Origin of the sequence: Alloalcanivorax dieselolei B5, from assembly GCF_000300005.1 — a bacterium.
In the GTDB taxonomy this organism is placed as follows: domain Bacteria; phylum Pseudomonadota; class Gammaproteobacteria; order Pseudomonadales; family Alcanivoracaceae; genus Alloalcanivorax; species Alloalcanivorax dieselolei.
In genome coordinates this window covers 2,601,024-2,618,047 of record NC_018691.1, presented here as the reverse complement: position 1 = coordinate 2,618,047, position 17,024 = coordinate 2,601,024, and the positions used below count along the sequence as shown (strand labels likewise).

General features: G+C 61.2%; 12 protein-coding genes and 1 tRNA gene. 5 read left to right on the top strand and 8 right to left on the bottom strand.

Going from position 1 to position 17,024, the window contains the following annotated elements:
• Positions 1-4: 4 nt before the first annotated feature.
• The 4 genes from lon to B5T_RS11725 all read left to right on the top strand — a co-directional run bounded on the left by lon (position 5) and on the right by B5T_RS11725 (position 5,059).
• Positions 5-2,401 carry an endopeptidase La gene (lon, locus tag B5T_RS11740; protein ID WP_085942840.1) on the top strand — a complete coding sequence of 799 codons (2,397 nt, stop codon included), beginning with the start codon at positions 5-7 and terminating at the stop codon, positions 2,399-2,401.
• A gap of 186 nt (positions 2,402-2,587) precedes the next feature.
• Positions 2,588-2,860, top strand: a complete 273-nt coding sequence (locus B5T_RS11735) for an HU family DNA-binding protein (RefSeq protein ID WP_014994723.1) — start codon at positions 2,588-2,590, stop codon at positions 2,858-2,860.
• Between the two features lie 10 nt (positions 2,861-2,870).
• Positions 2,871-2,947 (top strand) — tRNA-Asp (locus B5T_RS11730).
• Positions 2,948-3,142: 195 nt separating this feature from the next.
• Positions 3,143-5,059 carry a SurA N-terminal domain-containing protein gene (locus B5T_RS11725; RefSeq protein ID WP_014994722.1) on the top strand — a complete coding sequence of 639 codons (1,917 nt, stop codon included), beginning with the start codon at positions 3,143-3,145 and terminating at the stop codon, positions 5,057-5,059.
• A 180-nt stretch (positions 5,060-5,239) separates the two neighbouring features.
• On the opposite strand, the gene nadN is transcribed toward B5T_RS11725, so the two are convergent.
• From nadN to gloB, 8 genes are all read right to left on the bottom strand, one after another.
• Entirely contained in the window at positions 5,240-7,072 is a 1,833-nt protein-coding gene (nadN, locus tag B5T_RS11720; protein WP_014994721.1) for an NAD nucleotidase, read from the bottom strand.
• 79 nt (positions 7,073-7,151) lie between these two features.
• The gene (locus B5T_RS11715) at positions 7,152-7,955 is read right to left on the bottom strand and encodes an enoyl-ACP reductase FabI (protein ID WP_014994720.1); all 804 of its coding nucleotides are present in this window, start codon (positions 7,953-7,955) and stop codon (positions 7,152-7,154) included.
• Positions 7,956-8,051: 96 nt separating this feature from the next.
• On the bottom strand, positions 8,052-9,656 hold the full coding sequence (locus B5T_RS11710) for an ABC transporter ATP-binding protein (RefSeq protein WP_014994719.1): 1,605 nt from the start codon (positions 9,654-9,656) through the stop codon (positions 8,052-8,054).
• Positions 9,653-10,687, bottom strand: a complete 1,035-nt coding sequence (locus tag B5T_RS11705; protein ID WP_014994718.1) for an ABC transporter permease — start codon at positions 10,685-10,687, stop codon at positions 9,653-9,655. The genes B5T_RS11710 and B5T_RS11705 overlap by 4 nt, the downstream gene beginning before the upstream one ends.
• Positions 10,687-11,775, bottom strand: a complete 1,089-nt coding sequence (locus B5T_RS11700) for a microcin C ABC transporter permease YejB (RefSeq protein WP_014994717.1) — start codon at positions 11,773-11,775, stop codon at positions 10,687-10,689. Before B5T_RS11700 ends, B5T_RS11705 begins: the two co-directional genes overlap by 1 nt.
• A complete protein-coding gene (locus B5T_RS11695; RefSeq protein WP_041716996.1) occupies positions 11,776-13,575 on the bottom strand; it encodes an extracellular solute-binding protein in 1,800 nt (599 codons plus the stop codon).
• Positions 13,576-13,710: 135 nt separating this feature from the next.
• A complete protein-coding gene (locus B5T_RS11690; RefSeq protein ID WP_041716995.1) occupies positions 13,711-15,267 on the bottom strand; it encodes a LysM peptidoglycan-binding domain-containing protein in 1,557 nt (518 codons plus the stop codon).
• Positions 15,268-15,341: 74 nt separating this feature from the next.
• Positions 15,342-16,121 carry a hydroxyacylglutathione hydrolase gene (gloB, locus tag B5T_RS11685; RefSeq protein WP_014994714.1) on the bottom strand — a complete coding sequence of 260 codons (780 nt, stop codon included), beginning with the start codon at positions 16,119-16,121 and terminating at the stop codon, positions 15,342-15,344.
• Between the two features lie 92 nt (positions 16,122-16,213).
• Here gloB and B5T_RS11680 point away from each other — a divergent pair, with 92 nt between their 5' ends.
• Positions 16,214-16,996, top strand: coding sequence for a class I SAM-dependent methyltransferase (locus B5T_RS11680; RefSeq protein ID WP_014994713.1), 783 nt, complete (start codon positions 16,214-16,216; stop codon positions 16,994-16,996).
• The last annotated feature ends 28 nt before the right edge of the window (positions 16,997-17,024 follow it).

The following is a 17,024-nucleotide window of genomic DNA, read 5'->3' as shown; positions in this document are numbered from 1 at the left end:
CTAAGTGCTGAAAGACATTCCTTTGCTTCCGCTCAGAGACGTGGTGGTGTATCCCCATATGGTGATCCCGCTGTTCGTCGGGCGGGAGAAATCCATCGCCGCTCTGGAAGCGGCCATGAGCGACGACAAGCAGATCATGCTGGTCGCCCAGCGCAATGCCTCGGACGATGACCCCGGCGAGGACGATATCTACCGGGTGGGCACCGTTTCCACCATCTTGCAAATGTTGCGACTGCCCGACGGCACCGTGAAGGTGTTGGTGGAAGGCGGCGTGCGCGGTCATGTCACCCGCGCCCGCTTCGACGAGCAGGGCGGGGTGGCGGATGTACGGGAACTGGATGACCAGTTGCCGTCGCTGAGCGAGCAGGAAGCCCTGGCCCGTTCGCTGCTGGCGCAGTTCGAGGAATACGTCAAACTGTCCAAGAAAGTGGCACCGGAAGTGATGAGCTCGGTGCAGTCGATCGAGGACATCAGCCGTCTGGCGGATACCATTTCCGCCCATCTTCAGCTGAAGCTGGAAGAAAAACAGGACGTGCTGGAAATGGCCGATGTGCGCGAGCGGGTGGAGCACCTGGTGGCGCTGATGGAATCCGACATGGATGTGCTGAAGATGGAAAAGCGCATCCGTGGCCGAGTCAAGAAGCAGATGGAGAAGAGCCAGCGCGAGTACTATCTGAATGAGCAGATGAAAGCGATTCAGAAAGAACTCGGTGATCTGGACGACAGCGGCAACGAGCTCGAGGATCTGGAAAAACGCATCGACAGCGCCGGCATGAGCAAGGATGCCCTGGAGAAATCCAAGGCCGAATTGAGCAAGTTGCGCATGATGTCGCCAATGTCCGCCGAAGCCACGGTAGTGCGCAGCTACCTGGACTGGATGACCTCGGTGCCGTGGAAAAAGCGCAGCCGGGTGCGCCACGATCTGGCCCATGCCCGTGAAGTGCTGGACCAGGATCATTATGGTCTGGAAGAAGTGAAGGAACGGATTCTGGAGTTCCTCGCCGTGCAAAGCCGGGTTGGCAAGGTCAAAGGGCCGGTGCTTTGTCTGGTGGGACCACCGGGGGTGGGTAAAACCTCCCTGGGCCAGTCCGTGGCCAGAGCCACCAACCGCAAGTTCGTGCGAATGGCGCTGGGCGGTGTCCGTGATGAAGCGGAAATCCGTGGCCACCGCCGTACTTATATTGGCTCATTGCCGGGCAAGGTGATCCAGAAGCTCTCCAAGGTGGGCGTGCGTAATCCGCTGTTCCTGCTCGACGAAGTCGATAAGATGGGCATGGATATGCGTGGTGATCCCGCTTCCGCGCTGCTGGAAGTGCTGGATCCGGAACAGAACAACACGTTCAACGATCATTATCTGGAAGTGGATTACGATCTCTCCGAGACGTTGTTCATCTGCACTTCCAATTCGATGAACATTCCCGCGCCGTTGCTGGATCGTATGGAAGTGATTCGTCTTCCCGGTTATACCGAGGAAGAGAAAGTCAATATCGCATCTCAATACCTGATTCCGAAACAGATCAAAGCCAACGGTCTGAAGAAGAACGAAGTGGCGCTCAGCGACGACAGTCTGCGTCATATCGTTCGCCACTATACCCGTGAGGCCGGGGTGCGTGGGTTGGAGCGGGAGATCAGCAAGATCTGCCGCAAGGTGGTTAAGGAGCATTCGCTGAGCCGTTCCACCAAGACGGTGACGTTGTCCGAGGACAATCTTGATCACTATCTGGGGGTGCGCAAGTTCACCTACGGCCTGGCCGAGGAACAGGACCAGATCGGCCAGGTTACCGGCCTGGCCTGGACGTCCGTCGGTGGTGAGCTGCTGACCATTGAGAGCGTGTCCACACCGGGTAAGGGCCGTGTCACCACCACCGGCTCCCTGGGGGATGTGATGCAGGAGTCGATCCAGGCGGCCTGGACGGTGGTGAAGAGCCGTTCCCGGATGCTGGGGATTCGCCGGCGGCAATTGGAGCGTAATGACCTGCACATTCACGTGCCGGAAGGGGCGACCCCGAAGGATGGCCCCAGTGCCGGGACCGCTATGTGCACGGCCTTGGTTTCGGTATTGTGTGGTATTCCGGTTCGCGCCGATGTGGCGATGACCGGGGAGATCACACTGCGCGGTCAGGTTCTGGCCATCGGTGGACTGAAAGAAAAACTGCTGGCCGCGCACCGCGGCGGCATAAAAACCGTCTTGATTCCTCAGGAAAATGAGCGCGACCTGAAGGAAGTGCCGGAAAATATCAAAGCGTCATTGGATATTCGTCCGGTAAAATGGATCGATCAGGTGCTGGAAGTAGCTTTAACGCAAACGCCGACGCCTTTGAGCGAAGCGGAAGTGGAAGAGGATCTGGCCCTGGCCGATGAAAAAGCGCAGCGAGAATCAGAGCGGCCAAGCACCCATTGAGCCGCCTTTTTTTCCGCGTTTAACAGTTTGATTTGGCAGACTTTTTTACAATCACGTGAGTTGTCGGTATAGCGCCTTTCCTTTCTTGACGCCTGCCTAAAGCCATTGGTATAAAGGCGGCTTCGTCGTAAGGAGAGTGCGTTACGCCTCGACCACGAAACCGGGAAACAGCAAAAGGGGAATTTTGTGAATAAATCAGAACTGATTGATGCGATCGCAGCGGCTGCTGACATTTCCAAAGCCGACGCGGGTCGTGCTCTGGATGCGACGCTGGAAGCGATCACCGGTGCACTGAAGAAAGGCGATAGCGTTTCTCTGGTTGGCTTCGGTACTTTCTCCGTGAAGCAGCGTGCCGCTCGTGAAGGCCGCAATCCGCAGACCGGTGAAACCATCAAGATCGCCGCAGCCACCGTGCCGGGCTTCAAAGCCGGCAAGGCACTGAAAGACGCGGTGAACTAAACTGGTTTCGGGAGCGGTAGTTCAGCTGGTTAGAATACCGGCCTGTCACGCCGGGGGTCGCGGGTTCGAGTCCCGTCCGCTCCGCCAGTTCCAGGAAGCGTATCCGGAGAGCGGATGCGCTTTTTTGCTTTGAGAACCTGTTCATGATTTTTATCTCGCGTTTTGATTTCCGCATGCTGAGCTAAAAATCATGAACAGACTCTCTGGAACCGGGAACCGTCTGGCGCCTTGGTGTTCCAAATAAAAACGAATCGATTGATCGGTATCTCTTTGGAGTGAAGCATGCAGGAGTTCAGGCGATTTGTCCGCGGGCCCGTGGGCAAGGTTCTGCTCGCCGCCATTATTCTCCCTTTTATCATTTCCGGGTTTTATGGGTATTTCACCGGTGGGGGTGACTCGGTCTCGGTGGCCGAGGTGGACGGCAACAAGATTTATCGCAACTACGTGGCCGCGAGAACCGAGCGGTTACGGCAGATGCTGCGTCAGCAAAGCCCGGGTGCCAGCGAGGCCATGCTTGATGCCTATGTGCGTCCGGAAATGGTGCTGGAGGGCATCATCAGCGAGCAGCTGACTTTGTCCGCCGCCAACGACGCCGATATGGCGTTCAGCGAAGTGCAGGCCGCGGCGGAGATCCGTTCCAATCAGGCGTTCTTCGAGAACGGAAAATTTTCCGACGAACAGTTCGAACGTTTGCTGCGCAGCCAGGGCATGACCCCACGTGGCTATCTCGATGGCTATCGTCAGGACCGGCTGACCCAACAGTATCGGTTCGCCTTCACCGGCACCGACTTCGCGTTACCCGGTGAGCTTGCCGAACAGCGACGCCTTGGCGAGCAGACCCGTGATCTGCGTTACGTGCAGTTGTCCCTGACGGATCTGGAAAGCCAGTTCAACGCCACCGACGAGCAGGTGGCGCAGTATTACCAGGATCATCAGGACCAATTCATGCGCCCCGAGCGGTATCGCATCAGCTATCTGGTGCTGAGCCCGGAGCAGTACGCCGGACAGGTTGAAGTCAGCGATGATGACATCCGCGCCGAGTACGAAGCCCGCCGCAGCATGGCGGAGAGCCGCGCCAACGGTTCCAAGGAAGTGGCCCACATTCTCATCGGCACGGACGACCGCAGTGCCGATGAAGCGCTTGAACGCGCCGGTGAAGTGCGCCAGGCCATTGAAGGCGGTGAGTCTTTCGCCGATGCCGCGAAGACCTATTCTGACGATCCGGGCAGCGCCGATAACGGCGGTAATCTGGGCATGCTGGCTCCCGGCTCGCTGCCGGAAGCACTGGATGAGGCGCTGAAGACCTTGTCCGTGGGAGACGTTTCCGAGCCCGTGGTGTCTGAATCCGGCGTGCATTTGCTGACCGTGCTGCGAGAGGACAAGCAAACCTTCCCGCCGCTGGACGAAATGCGCGAGAGTCTTGTCGCCGATCTCAAATCCGCCCGCGCTCAGTCCATGATGATGGACGCGCTGGCGCAGATGGAAGAGCTGGTGTTCGAGCATGGTGATCTGCAAACCCCGGCGGAGCAACTGGGTCTGAAAGTCGAGACCACCGATTGGGTGGCGCTCAACGACCTGCCGGCGGCGTTGAATTCACCGAAGGTGCGTGACGCCTTGAATGCTCCCGCGGTGAAGGAACAGGGCCATAACAGCGACGTGCTGGAGCTGGATGGCGGACGTTATCTGGCGGTGCACCTGGAGGATCGCCAGGAGCCGGAGCCGATGCCGCTCGAGCAGGTTGCGGACCGGATTCGCGACACTGTTAAAGGGCAACAAGCACGGGAAAAAGCACTTTCTCTGGCTGAGCAGGCTCGCGCACTGGCGAAGGAAGGCAAGGCGATGGATGAGATCGCGGCGCTGGCGAATGTTCAGGTCGAAGAACAAAGTGCGGTACATCGCGGCGCCCGGCAACCGGCGCCGATGGTGGTACAGCAAGCCTTCACGTTGCCATGGACGCAGGAGCAGGGCGCTTCTGAAATTCAGGTGGCGGATCTGCCCAACGGTGGCTGGGTGGCCTTCCAGGTTACCGGTGTTACTGATGGTGGTCAGGAGTCGCTGCCGGAGAGCCAACAGAAGCAGGCTTTGCTGCAACTGGGTGAGATGGAAGGCGAGCGCGACTTCGAGCAGGTCATGGCGTTCCTGCGTGATACCCGCGACGTTACCATCCATGCCGACGAGCTGCGCGCCAAACCGGAATAAGCCGACACGATCACGGCGATAATAAAAAGCCCGCTCTTGAATCAGAGCGGGCTTTTTTATGACCGCCATCCATGGCGGTCACCCTCCGGGCCGTCGCCAAAGCGACGTTAAAAATCGTTCCCGACGATTTATTTATGGCCGCCCGTCCATGGCGGTCATCCTGCGGGTCGTCGTTGAAGCTTAATCCGCCGCCGGGGTGTAGTGGCGGGTGGAGTAAGCTTCCAGGGCAGGCTTGCCGACCGTGCCGACTTCCATCATGTAGTCGACAAAGGACTGCGCGTAATCGAGGAAGGTGTCCTCGGCGCGCCCGTCGTCGCTGACCGTACCGAAAGTGACGTAGCCATCCTGGCCGCTGGCGGTGAAGCTGTTGCTCACCACGGTCAACGCGGTACCGTCTTCCAGTGGCTGCCATTCGCCATCGTTGCGCACACGGTATTCCACGTCGTAGAGACGTTCGCCCTCCGCCCGGTTCATGTCCACGTACCAGCGCAGTCCGGAGGCATAGGGATAGGCTCCGGAAGAGTCGCTGTGAGCATAATCCACCGCCTCGTTGAGCACCTGGCGGATTTCCGCGCCGGTCATCTCCAGGTTGGTGAGGGTATTGCCGAACGGCAGCAAGGTGTAGGCATCACCGATGGTGATGGCGCCTGCCGGGATGTCGATGCGCACGCCGCCGGCATTCTGGATGGAGACATCGGCCTCCTTGCTCATGAACAGGAAGGCGTTGGCCACCACATTGGGAATATCGCCGCCACGATCGGGATCCTCACTGGGGCAGGGATCGCCATAGTCCCGACCGGGGATCCGGGCCAGACACAGGTCTTCGGTGGCGGTGCCGATCTCGATATTCTGGAACTCGTCCAGTTGTTCGGTAAAACCGGCGAGCAGCGTCTGGGCATTGAGGTCGGGGCTGGTCTGGCTGAGCTGAGCGTCGGCATCAACGGCGGCCAGGATCTGTTGCCGTTCCGCGCCCTCGGGCTCATAGGATTCGTCATCGGCGGTTTTGCGGGTGATCGACTCTCCCAGCAGCAGGTGCGGCACGCCCGCGCAGGCGGTGACGTTGCCGTCGGCATCCCATTCCACGTTCAGCTCTCCCACCACCTGGGAGTACTGCCAGGCCTGGGCGACACAGGCCTGATCGCCATCGGCGTTGGTCACAATGGTGGGGTAATCACCGGAGGCGGCCAGGCCGTAATCGGCGAAATCGCCCAGCAGAGTGTGTGAGTCACCACCGATGACCACATCGACGCCGGACAGATTGGCGGCCATTTCCAGATCATTCTGATACTGGTAGTGGGTCAGCAGGACAATTTTATTGACGCCCTGACCGGCCAGCTCGTCGATCATGGCCTGGGCGGTTTCCTGCTCGTCCAGGAACGCCGTGGTATCCAGCGGGCTGGAGCTGTTCTGGGTCTTGCCGGCGATATCGATGCCGATGATACCGACCTGTTGCCCGTTCACTTCGTGGATCACGTAGGGCTTGATGTAGTCGTCTTCGGCATTGGGCGCCAGCGGCGTACCGACCTGAGGTTTGACATTGGCGGCCAGAACCGGGGTGCCACAGCTGCCTTCGGCCAGATAGTCGAGAAACTTCTTGAGGCCAGCGTCACCGCGGTCGAATTCGTGATTACCCAGCGCGAAGGCGTCGAAACACACCTGGTTCATCAGTTCGGCATCGGCCTGACCCTCGAAGCTGGAGAAGTACAGGGTGCCGGTGATGGCGTCCCCCGCATGCAGCTTGAGGACATTGTTCAGCGCCGCTTCACGTTCGGCGATCTTGGCCACCACGCGGGGAAAACCGCCCGACTCAAAGGTGGTTGCCGCGCCGGCGATATCCAGCGTCAGGCTCGACGCCTCCAGATTGGAGTGATGATCGTTGATATGAAGGAGGGTCAGAGACAGCGGCTCCCCACCGCCGCTGTTATCGTTATCGCTGCTGTCGCCACCGCAGCCCGCCAGGGCCAGTGCGGATACCAGCGGCAACAGGGCCAGAGACGTTTTCAGGCTCACCATCAGGCTCCTTTGTTGATCGGTTCGGAGCCGCCAGCCTGACAGTCGAATATGTCAGCTTGGTGATGGTGGAGGGCGAGGATCAGTCCTCGCCCGGTTCCTCGAACGGCATGGAAACGGTGGCGGCGCCAGCGTCCACGTAGGTGATTTCGCCGGTGATGCCGGAAGCCAGATCGGAACACAGGAAGGCGGCGGTATTACCCACTTCCTCGATGGTGACGTTACGGCGCAGCGGTGCCTTGGCGGCGTTGTACTCCAGCATGGTGCGGAATTTCTTGATGCCGGAGGCGGCCAGGGTGCGGATCGGACCGGCGGAAACGCCGTTCACGCGAATACCTTCCGGGCCCAGGCTGGAAGCCAGATAGCGCACCGAGGCTTCCAGGCTGGCCTTGGCCAGGCCCATGACGTTGTAGTTCGGCACGGTTTGGCGGGAAGCGTGATAGGACAGCGTCAACAGGGCGCCGTTGCGGCCTTGCATCAACGGCCGCGCAGCTTGGGCCAGCGCCACGAAGCTGTAGGCGGAGATATCGTGGGCGATGCGGAAGCCTTCCCGGGTGGCGACCTCGGCGAAGTTACCATCCAGTTCGTTGGCGGGAGCGAAGCCCACCGCATGCACCACGCCGTCCAGGCCGTCCCACTGTTGTCCCAGATCGGCGAACACCTGGGTGATTTCCTCATCAGAGGTCACGTCGCAGGGGAAGCACAGGCTTTCGTTGCTGCCGTAGGCTTCGGCGGCTTTCAGTACCCGCTTTTTCAGTTTGTCGTTCTGATAGGTGAAGGCCAGTTCGGCGCCTTCCCGGTGCATGGCTTCGGCGATACCGGTGGCGATGGAACGATCACTGGCGATGCCGACGATAAGGAAGCGTTTGCCCGCGAGAAAACCCATGGTCTGTCCTCGAATATTGGTGTTAAAAAATACGATATAAAGCGCCGTTGGCCCAAGTATAGAGAAAACCGGCCGTGGATAAACGGCGGGGGCCTTTCAATGTGCAACGGCGTGTTTCTTCTCGGTGCTGAAAGCGGCGTCGATCAGGGTGCGCGTGTAGTCGTGAGCAGGCCGCTGGAAGATGGCCTCGGTGTCGCCATGCTCGACCACCTGACCCTGGCGCATCACCAGCAACCGGTGGCTGAGGGCGCGCACCACCTTGAGGTCATGGCTGATGAAAAGATAGCTGAGCCCGTGCCGACGTTGCAGATCGCGCAGCAGATCCAGCACCTGGGCCTGCACGCTGCGGTCCAGGGCGGAAGTGGGCTCGTCCAGGATCAGCAGATCCGGTTTCATGATCAGGGCCCGGGCAATGGCGATGCGCTGGCGCTGACCACCGGAGAACTCATGGGGGTAGCGCTCCAGGGCATCGGGGTCCAGCCCCACTTCCCGTAGCAACTGCCGGACCCGGTCCCGGCGCTGGTCGCGGCTCAGATCCGGTTGGTGCACGCGAAGTCCTTCCTCCACGGCTCGCAGTACCGTCAGACGTGGATTCAGACTGCCGAACGGGTCCTGGAACACCACCTGCATATGACGTCGCCACGGACGCAGGGCGCCGCCACGCAGGCGGGTGAGATCCTGATCCAGCAACATGACGCGCCCCTGACAGGCGACCAGCCGCAGCAGGGCCAGCGCCAGGGTCGATTTGCCGGAGCCGGATTCGCCCACCACGCCCAGGGTTTCGCCGCGACGCAGTTGAAAAGAAATGCGGTCCACCGCCCGGGTTTCCTCCCGTGGGCCGAACCAGCCACGGCGGCTGCCTTTGAAGCTCACCTCAAGATCACCCGCCCGGAGCAAGGTTGGGGCGTCATCCGCCACCGGTACCGCGGTACCGCTTGGCTCGGCGTCGATCAGATGACGGGTGTACTGCGCTTGTGGCTGGCTCAACACCTGCTCCGACGGGCCGCTTTCCACCACCTTGCCGTGGTGCATCACCGCCACGTCCTCGGCGAACCGGCCCACCAGTCCGAGATCATGGCTGATCAGCAGAATGCCCAGATTGCGCTCGTGCTGCAGGCGTTTGAGCAAGTCCATGATGGTTTCCTGGACGGTCACGTCCAGGGCGGTGGTGGGCTCGTCGGCGATCAGTAACTCCGGATCATTGGCCAGCGCCATGGCGATCATCACACGTTGACGCTGCCCGCCGCTGAGCTGGTGGGGATAGCGCGACAGCATGGCTTCGCTGGCGGGCAGCTCCACCTGGCTCAGCAGCGACAGACTGCGCTGGCGCGCGGCGGCACCGCTGAGCCCCTGGTGAATGCGCAGCGTTTCACCGATCTGTTTTTCCACCGTGTGCAAGGGATTCAGCGCGGTCAGCGGTTCCTGGAATATCGTCCCGATACGGCCGCCGCGCAGCCGCCGCCGTTCCATCGCCGACCAGGCCAGTAGATTCTCGTCATCCAGGCGCAGGGCCGTGGCCTCGCGGGTAGCGCTGGCGGGCAGCAGGTCGAGGATCGACATGGCGGTCAGTGATTTGCCGGAACCGGATTCACCCACCAGCGCCAGCATGCGGCCCCGTTCCAGTTTAAGGCTGACCTGATCCACCACCGGCGCGGCGTCACCAAAACGGACCGTGAGTTGCTCCAGTTCCAGCAGACTCATGACAGGAATTTCCTCGGGTCGAAGGCATCGCGCACGGCTTCGCCGATGAACACCAGCAGAGACAGCATCAACGCCAGGGTGACGAAGGCGCTGAGTCCCAGCCACGGGGCCTGCAGGTTGGCTTTGCCCTGGCCCAGCAACTCACCCAGTGACGGCGAACCCGGCGGCAGGCCGAAGCCGATGAAATCCAGGGAGGTGAGGGTGATCACCGCGGCGTTGAGCACGAACGGCAGATAGGTCAGGGTGGCGACCATGGCGTTGGGCAGCATGTGTCGAAACATGATTACCGGGGTGCGCACACCGATGGCCTGCGCGGCGCGCACGTATTCCATGTTGCGGCAACGCAGGAACTCGGCGCGCACCAGATCCACCAATGTCATCCACGAGAACAGCAACATGATCACCAGCAGGCTCCAGAAACTGGGAATCACGAAACTGGAGAGGATGATGATCAGATAGAGAATCGGCATGCTCGACCAGATTTCGATGAAGCGCTGCCCGGCCAGATCGGTCCAGCCACCGTAATAGCCCTGGATGGCGCCGACCATGATGCCAATGGCGCTGGCGCTCAGAGTCAGCATCAAACCGAACAGCACCGAGGTGCGGAAACCGTAGATCAGGCGCGCCAGCACGTCCCGACCCTGATCGTCGGTGCCGAGCCAGTTCTCCGCCGAAGGCGGTGCCGGTGCCGGCACGGTGAGTTCGTAATTGATGGTGGTGTAGTGGTAGCGGATCGCCGGCCACAGCATCCAGCCCTTTTCCTCGATCAACTCCCGCACCACCGGATCCCGGTAATTGGCTTCGGTCTCGAAGAAGCCGCCAAAGGTGGTTTCCGGATAGGTGTGCAGCACCGGGGTATAGAAAGCGCCGTCATAACGAATCAACAACGGCTTGTCGTTGGCGATCCATTCCGCGCCGAGACTGAGCACAAACAGCACCAGGAACACCAACAGGGACCAGAAGCCGCGGCGGTTGCCTCGGAACGCCCGCCATTGCCGCCGCCAAAGAGGCGCGCTTGCCGTTGCCATCATCAGTGGGCCCTCCGCTCGAAATCGATACGCGGGTCCACCCACATGTAGGTCAGGTCGGAGACCAGTTTCAGCAGCATGCCCAGCAGGGTGAAGATGAACAGGGTGCCGAACACCACCGGATAGTCCCGGTTGATCACCGATTCGAAGCCAAGCAGCCCGAGACCGTCCAGGGAGAAGATATACTCGATCAACAACACGCCGGTGAAGAACACACTGACGAACGCGGCGGGAAAGCCGGCGATGATGATCAGCATGGCGTTGCGGAAAACATGGCGGTAGAGCACCTGCTTTTCCGTCAGTCCCTTGGCCCGGGCGGTTTGCACATACTGCTTGCCGATCTCGTCGAGGAACGAGTTCTTGGTCAGCATGGTGAGGGTGGCGAAATTGCCGATGACGATGGCGAGGGTGGGCAGGGCGATGTGATGCAGATAGTCGATGATCTTGCCGAACCAGGACAACTGTTCGAAATTGTCCGAAGTCAGGCCGCGCAGCGGGAACCACTCAAAATAGGAACCGCCGGCGAACAGCACCACCAGCAGAATGGCGAACAGAAAACTGGGAATGGCGTAACCGATGGCGATGGCGGTGCTGCTCCAGACATCGAACCGGGAGCCATCCTTCACCGCTTTGCGAATGCCCAGCGGAATCGACACCAGATAGGCGATGAGCGTGCTCCACAGCCCCAGTGATACCGATACGGGAATACGTTCGATGATCAGATCCGACACCGGACGATCACGATAATAGGACTCGCCGAAGTCGAACCTCAGGTAATTGCGCAGCATGATCCAGAAGCGTTCCAGGGCCGGTTTGTCGAAGCCGTAGAACTGCTCGATACGGGCCACCAGTTCCGGTGACAGCCCGGTGGAGCCACGATAACCGGAATGCCCGCCACCGCCGATGGTATCGGCCGTGGTGCCGGCGAAGCCGCCGCCGGGGCCCGCGCCACCGCCCTGACCCTGGAGCTCGGCGAGCACGCGCTCCACCGGGCCGCCGGGGGCTGCCTGCACCACCAGGAAGTTCAGCAACAGAATGCCGAACAGGGTGGGGACGATCAGCAGTAGTCGTTTGAGAATATAGCGTGGCATTTATTCCGCCGTGGTATCCCACCAAAGATCCAGGGCCCCGTCGACGCCAAGGTACGGCGGCAAATCAGGATGGGCCAGCCGGGAGCGGTAGGCGAAGCGGTGGTAATCCATCCCCCAATTGGGGATGACATAGAATCCCCACTGCAGGGCGCGATCCAGCGCCCGGCTACTGGTCACCAGAGCGTCGCGGTCCTTGGCGGCAATCAGGGTTTTTACCAGGCTGTCGATGGCCGGGTCCTTGATGCCGGCGTAATTGCGGCTGCTGGGCCGGTCCGCCGCCTCGCTGGACCAGAAGTCCCGCTGTTCGTTACCCGGGGAGGAGGACTGGCCCCAGCCGCCGACGATCATGTCGAAATTGAAATTTCGCACCCGCTGCAGGTACTGGGATTCATCCACGCGGATCACATCGGCGCTGATACCCAGAGCCTTGAGGTTGCGGGAGAACGGCAGGACCACACGTTCGAACGCCGGACTGTAAAGCAGAAACTCGAATTTCACCGGCTTCCCTTCGGGATTGAACAACTGACCGTTACGCACCTCGTAGCCGGCCTTCTTGAGCAGGGTCTGGGCGGTGCGCAGATTCTCCCGCGGACGGCCGGTGCCGTCGGAGACCGGCGGCTGATACTCCTCGGTAAAGACCCGCTCCGGCAGTTGATCGCGCAACGGTTCCAGCAGTTTCAGCTCCGCTTTCGAGGGCAGGCCGGTGGCGGCCATTTCCGAGTTCTGGAAATAGCTTCGAGTGCGCTTGTACTGGTTATAGAACAGTTGTTTGTTGGACCATTCGAAGTCCAGCGCATAGGCCATGGCCTCGCGTAACGCCGGGTCCTGGAACAGCGCACGGCGTGTATTGAAGATAAAGCCCTGCATGCCCGAAGGGTTCTGGTGATGGATTTCTTCCTTGACCAGCTTGCCGCTGTTGAAATCCCGTCCGGTGTAGGCGGTGGCCCAGAGTTTGGAGTTCATCTCGAAGCGGAAGTCGTAATCGCCTTTCTTGAAGGCCTCCAGGGCCACGGTCTGATCCAGATAATACTCAAAGATCACCCGGCCGAAGTTGTACTGGCCCTGGATAACGGGCAGGTCCCAGGCCCAGTAGTCATCGCGGCGCTGGTACACCACCTGCTTGCCGGGCTTGAAACTGGCGATGCGATAAGGGCCGGAACCCATCGGTACGGTGAGATCGGCCTGAGTGAAGTCCTTGTCTTTCCAAAAGTGCTTGGGCAATACCGGAAGCTGGCCGACGATCATCACCAGTTCCCGGTTGTCTCCGGGTTTGAAGGTGAACTTCACCTTACGCTTGGAGAGCGCCTCCACTTTTTCCACATCGGCGTAGTAGTAGGCGTAAAGCGGCTGGCCATGTTCGGTCAACTGATTGAAGCTCCATACCACGTCCTCGGCGGTGACCGGGTGGCCGTCGGCGAAGCGGGCTTCATCACGCAGGGTAAAAGTGATCCAGCTGCGATCGTCCGGCCATTCCATGCGTTCGGCGAGCAGGCCGTATTCGGTGAACGGTTCGTCCAGGCTGCGCACGGTCAGGCTGTCGTAAATAAAGCTGGGGCCGAGACCGCCGACGCCGGCGGCGGCGCTGCCCTTGGGCAGGTAGGGCATGAAGCTGTCGAAGCCGCCGATCACATGGAGCTTGATCTGACCGCCTTTGGGGGCGTCGGCATTGACGTAGTCGAACTGACGGAAGGAAGGGCCATACTTGGGAGCGTCGTACATGGTGATGGCATGGCCGCTGTGCACTTCGGCGAAGGCCGGCAGGGCCAGCAGCAAACCCAACAGAATGGTGACGGCTCTCATCGTTATTATCCACTCCTGATCGTCATCGAATCCCACATTAGAGCCTGTCGAAGGCTTGGGTGCCAGCTTTCGGCGCCTTCGACAGGGTATAGACCATGAGCGGCGCGCGGCGTTCCGGCGGCCCGCACGGTTCGATCAGGGGGCGTCGCGAATGTCCACGAACAGCGTGACACGATCACCGGGACGCAGGTAGCGGCGCTTGCTCAGGGTATTATTCCAACTGCGAATGTCGTTCACGGACACATTAAAGCGATTGGCGATGGTGTACAACGAATCACCGTGGCGTACTGAGTAGCGGACCTGGCGGACCATTTCGGAACGTTGCGTCTGGCCGCCGTCTTCGTCGCCACTCCACACTTTCAGGGTCTGCCCGACCCGCAGTGGATCCTTGGGGTCGAGATCGTTCCATTGGGCCAGGTCACGTACCGCCACCTGGTAACGCCGGGCCAGATCCCACAGGGTATCGCCATCACCAACCTTGTGTGCCAGCCGCCGGCCCCGCGGATTGCTGTCGTCCCCGGCCGGAGCGGCGCTGCCTCGGGCGGATTGAGGAATCAACAGGGTTTTGCCGGCGATGATGGTGTTGCCCTTGAGGTGATTGATCTCGCGCAGTACCTGCACCTTGGTACGGTGGCGGCGGGCGATGCTTTGCAGATTGTCGCCGCGGGCGATGGTGTAACGCTGCCAGCGCATCCGTTGGCCGGCGGGCAAGTTGGCCAGACCGGCCTTGAACCGTTCCGCCTTGTCCGCCGGTACCAGCAGACGGTGCGGTCCGGCGGGGGCCGTGGCCCAGCGATTGAAGCCGGGATTAAGCAAATACAGCTCTTCCATCGGCACTTCGGCCAGTCTGGCGGCCTGGGTCAGGTCCAACTGCCCACCGGTGTCGACGCTGATGAAGTAGGGCACATCGGTGATCGGGTGCAGAGCCACGCCGTATCGCTTCGGATTTCTGACGATATCCGCCACCGCCAGCAGCTTGGGCACATAGGCGGTGGTCTCAGTGGGTAGATCCAGGCTCCAGAAGTCCGTGGGCCTGCCCGCCGCTTCGTTGCGTTTCTGTGCCCGGAGAACGGTACCGGCACCGGCATTGTAGGAGGCCAGCGCCAGCAGCCAGTCGCCGTCGAAACGGTCGGCGAGCTGTTGCAGATAGGTCAGGGCGGCGCGGGTGGACGCGATGATGTCGCGGCGGCCGTCGTACCACCAATCCTGGCGCAGGCCGAAATGCTGGCCGGTGGAGGGAATGAACTGCCAGGGTCCGGCGGCGCGGCCGTGGGAATAGGCGAAGGGGTCGAAGGCGCTTTCCACCACTGGCAGCAGAGCCAGTTCGGTGGGCATGTGTCGCGCTTCGGCTTCGTCGATGATGAACTTCAGGTAGCGTTCCGCGCGCGTGGTGACCCGGGTGAAATAGACCGGGTGGCGGGTGTAGAACACCCGCTGTTCTTCCACTCGGGAATTGTCCACCCGGGGCAGGCCGTACCCTTCGCGCAGCCGCGCCCAGAGATCCTGGTCTTGTTCCGCCGGCTCGGCGATGGCGAGGCCGGGTGTGCCCGCCTCTGGTTCTGGTATTGGTTCCGGTTCTGGCTCCGGTGCCGCCGGTGGCATGGGCGGCAGTTCATCCACGGATGGTGTCAGTGAGCAGCCCCCGCCAAACCACAACACCCCCAAGGCAAAAACGCCTAGAAGTCTATGCATGTCAATTATATGGCTATTGAAATTCCGGTGAATTCTAGGGACCGGGAAAGGTTACGGCAAGGTTAAATCCGGCGTCAGCCGCTGTCCTTCCAGCGCCGCAGGGCGGCGAAGCTGTCCACCGGGGTGTCCAGCGGCGCCTCGAAGTGGCGCTCACAGGACTGGCGCAGAGCGGGCTCGGTGGCGCGCAGGAACGGATTGGTGCGGCGCTCCACGGCGATGGTGGAGGGCAGAGTGATGCGCCCGGCATCGCGCAGCGCCTTGACGTCGTTGAGGCGCGTGCGCACATCCGGGTCCTCCGGCGTCACCTTGGCGGCGAAGGTGAGATTGGCCAGGGTATATTCGTGGGCGCAAAAGACCTGGGTGCCTTCGGGCAGCGCTGCCAGTCGTGACAACGAGTGGTGCATCTGCTCCGGAGTGCCCTCGAACAGGCGCCCGCAGCCGCCGGCGAACAGAGTATCGCCGCAGAACAACCAGCCCGGCTGGCGGGCATGGTAGGCGATGTGTCCCAGGGTGTGGCCGGGTACGTCCAGTACTTCCAGTTCCAGATCCAGATCCAGATCGGCCAGCTTCACCCGGTCGCCGTCATTGAGAGGGTGGGTGAGGCCGGGAATGGTTTCCCGGGCCGGGCCGTATACCGGGATATCCCGGTGTTCCAGCAAGGTGTTGACGCCGCCGACGTGATCGGGATGGTGATGGGTGATGAGGATGCCGGTCAGAATCAGACCCTGCTGGCGCAGCCAGGCTTCCACCGGAGCGGCGTCGCCGGGGTCAACCACCACGCAGTGCTGGTCACGGCGCAGGGCCCAAATGTAATTGTCCTGGAAGGCGGGAATCGCCGTAGGGGTCTGAAGCATGTCGTGCTACCCTTATTTGGAACTGATATTTGGCACTGAACGTCAGCGTTAAGCCTACCACGGAGTCGAGCCTACCAGGGAGAGTGTCACGGATGCAGTTACCCCCCTTGCCCCGCGGCCCTTATCGGCGTCATCCCCAGGATATGCCGCATCGCTTTGATCGCTGGCTGGACAGCGACGCCGGCCGCGCCCTGCTCCACGAGGAGCGCGAGTTGCTCGCCGACTGGCTGCCCAGGTTGGTGGGGCAGCGGGCGGTGTCGGTGGGTTCCTGTGCCTGCCGGGATATGCTGGAAGGCATTCGTATTCCCTGGTGCTGCAACGTCACGCCGCCGGAGCTGGGCCGAGGGCAGGTACAAGCGCAGGCCAAGGCCTTACCCATCGCCAAGAACAGCGTGGATGTATTGTTACTGCATCACGGTCTCGAGTTTCAGGACGAGCCGCATCAGGTGCTGCGGGAGGCCGCTGGCTGCGTGGCGCCGGGCGGCATGATCGCGGTGGTGTCGTTTCAACCGGTCAGTCTGCTGGGGCTGGCGCGCTGGTTCCGGCCCGGCGCCCGTCGCCGGCCGGGCTGGGTGGGACGTTACTTCACCCCCTATCGAGTGAGTGATTGGCTGCAGGTGCTGGGGTTTGAAGTGGAAGGCCTGGCCAGCGGCTTCCACAACCTGCCGCTCGGTGAGCGTGGCCGCCGCCGGTTGGCGTGGCTGGAATGGCTGGGGCGGCGCCTGTGGTGGCGCCACGGCGCCTGTTATCTGTTGGTGGCGCGCAAGCGGGCCGCCATGGTGCGGCCGCTGGCGCCGTCGTTCCGGCGCGGCGAACCATCACGTCCAACGGTCATTTCCGTGCCCGTGGCCCGCTGGCAACGCAATGTGGAATGAATATCGAAAGAATGAATATTGAAAGTAA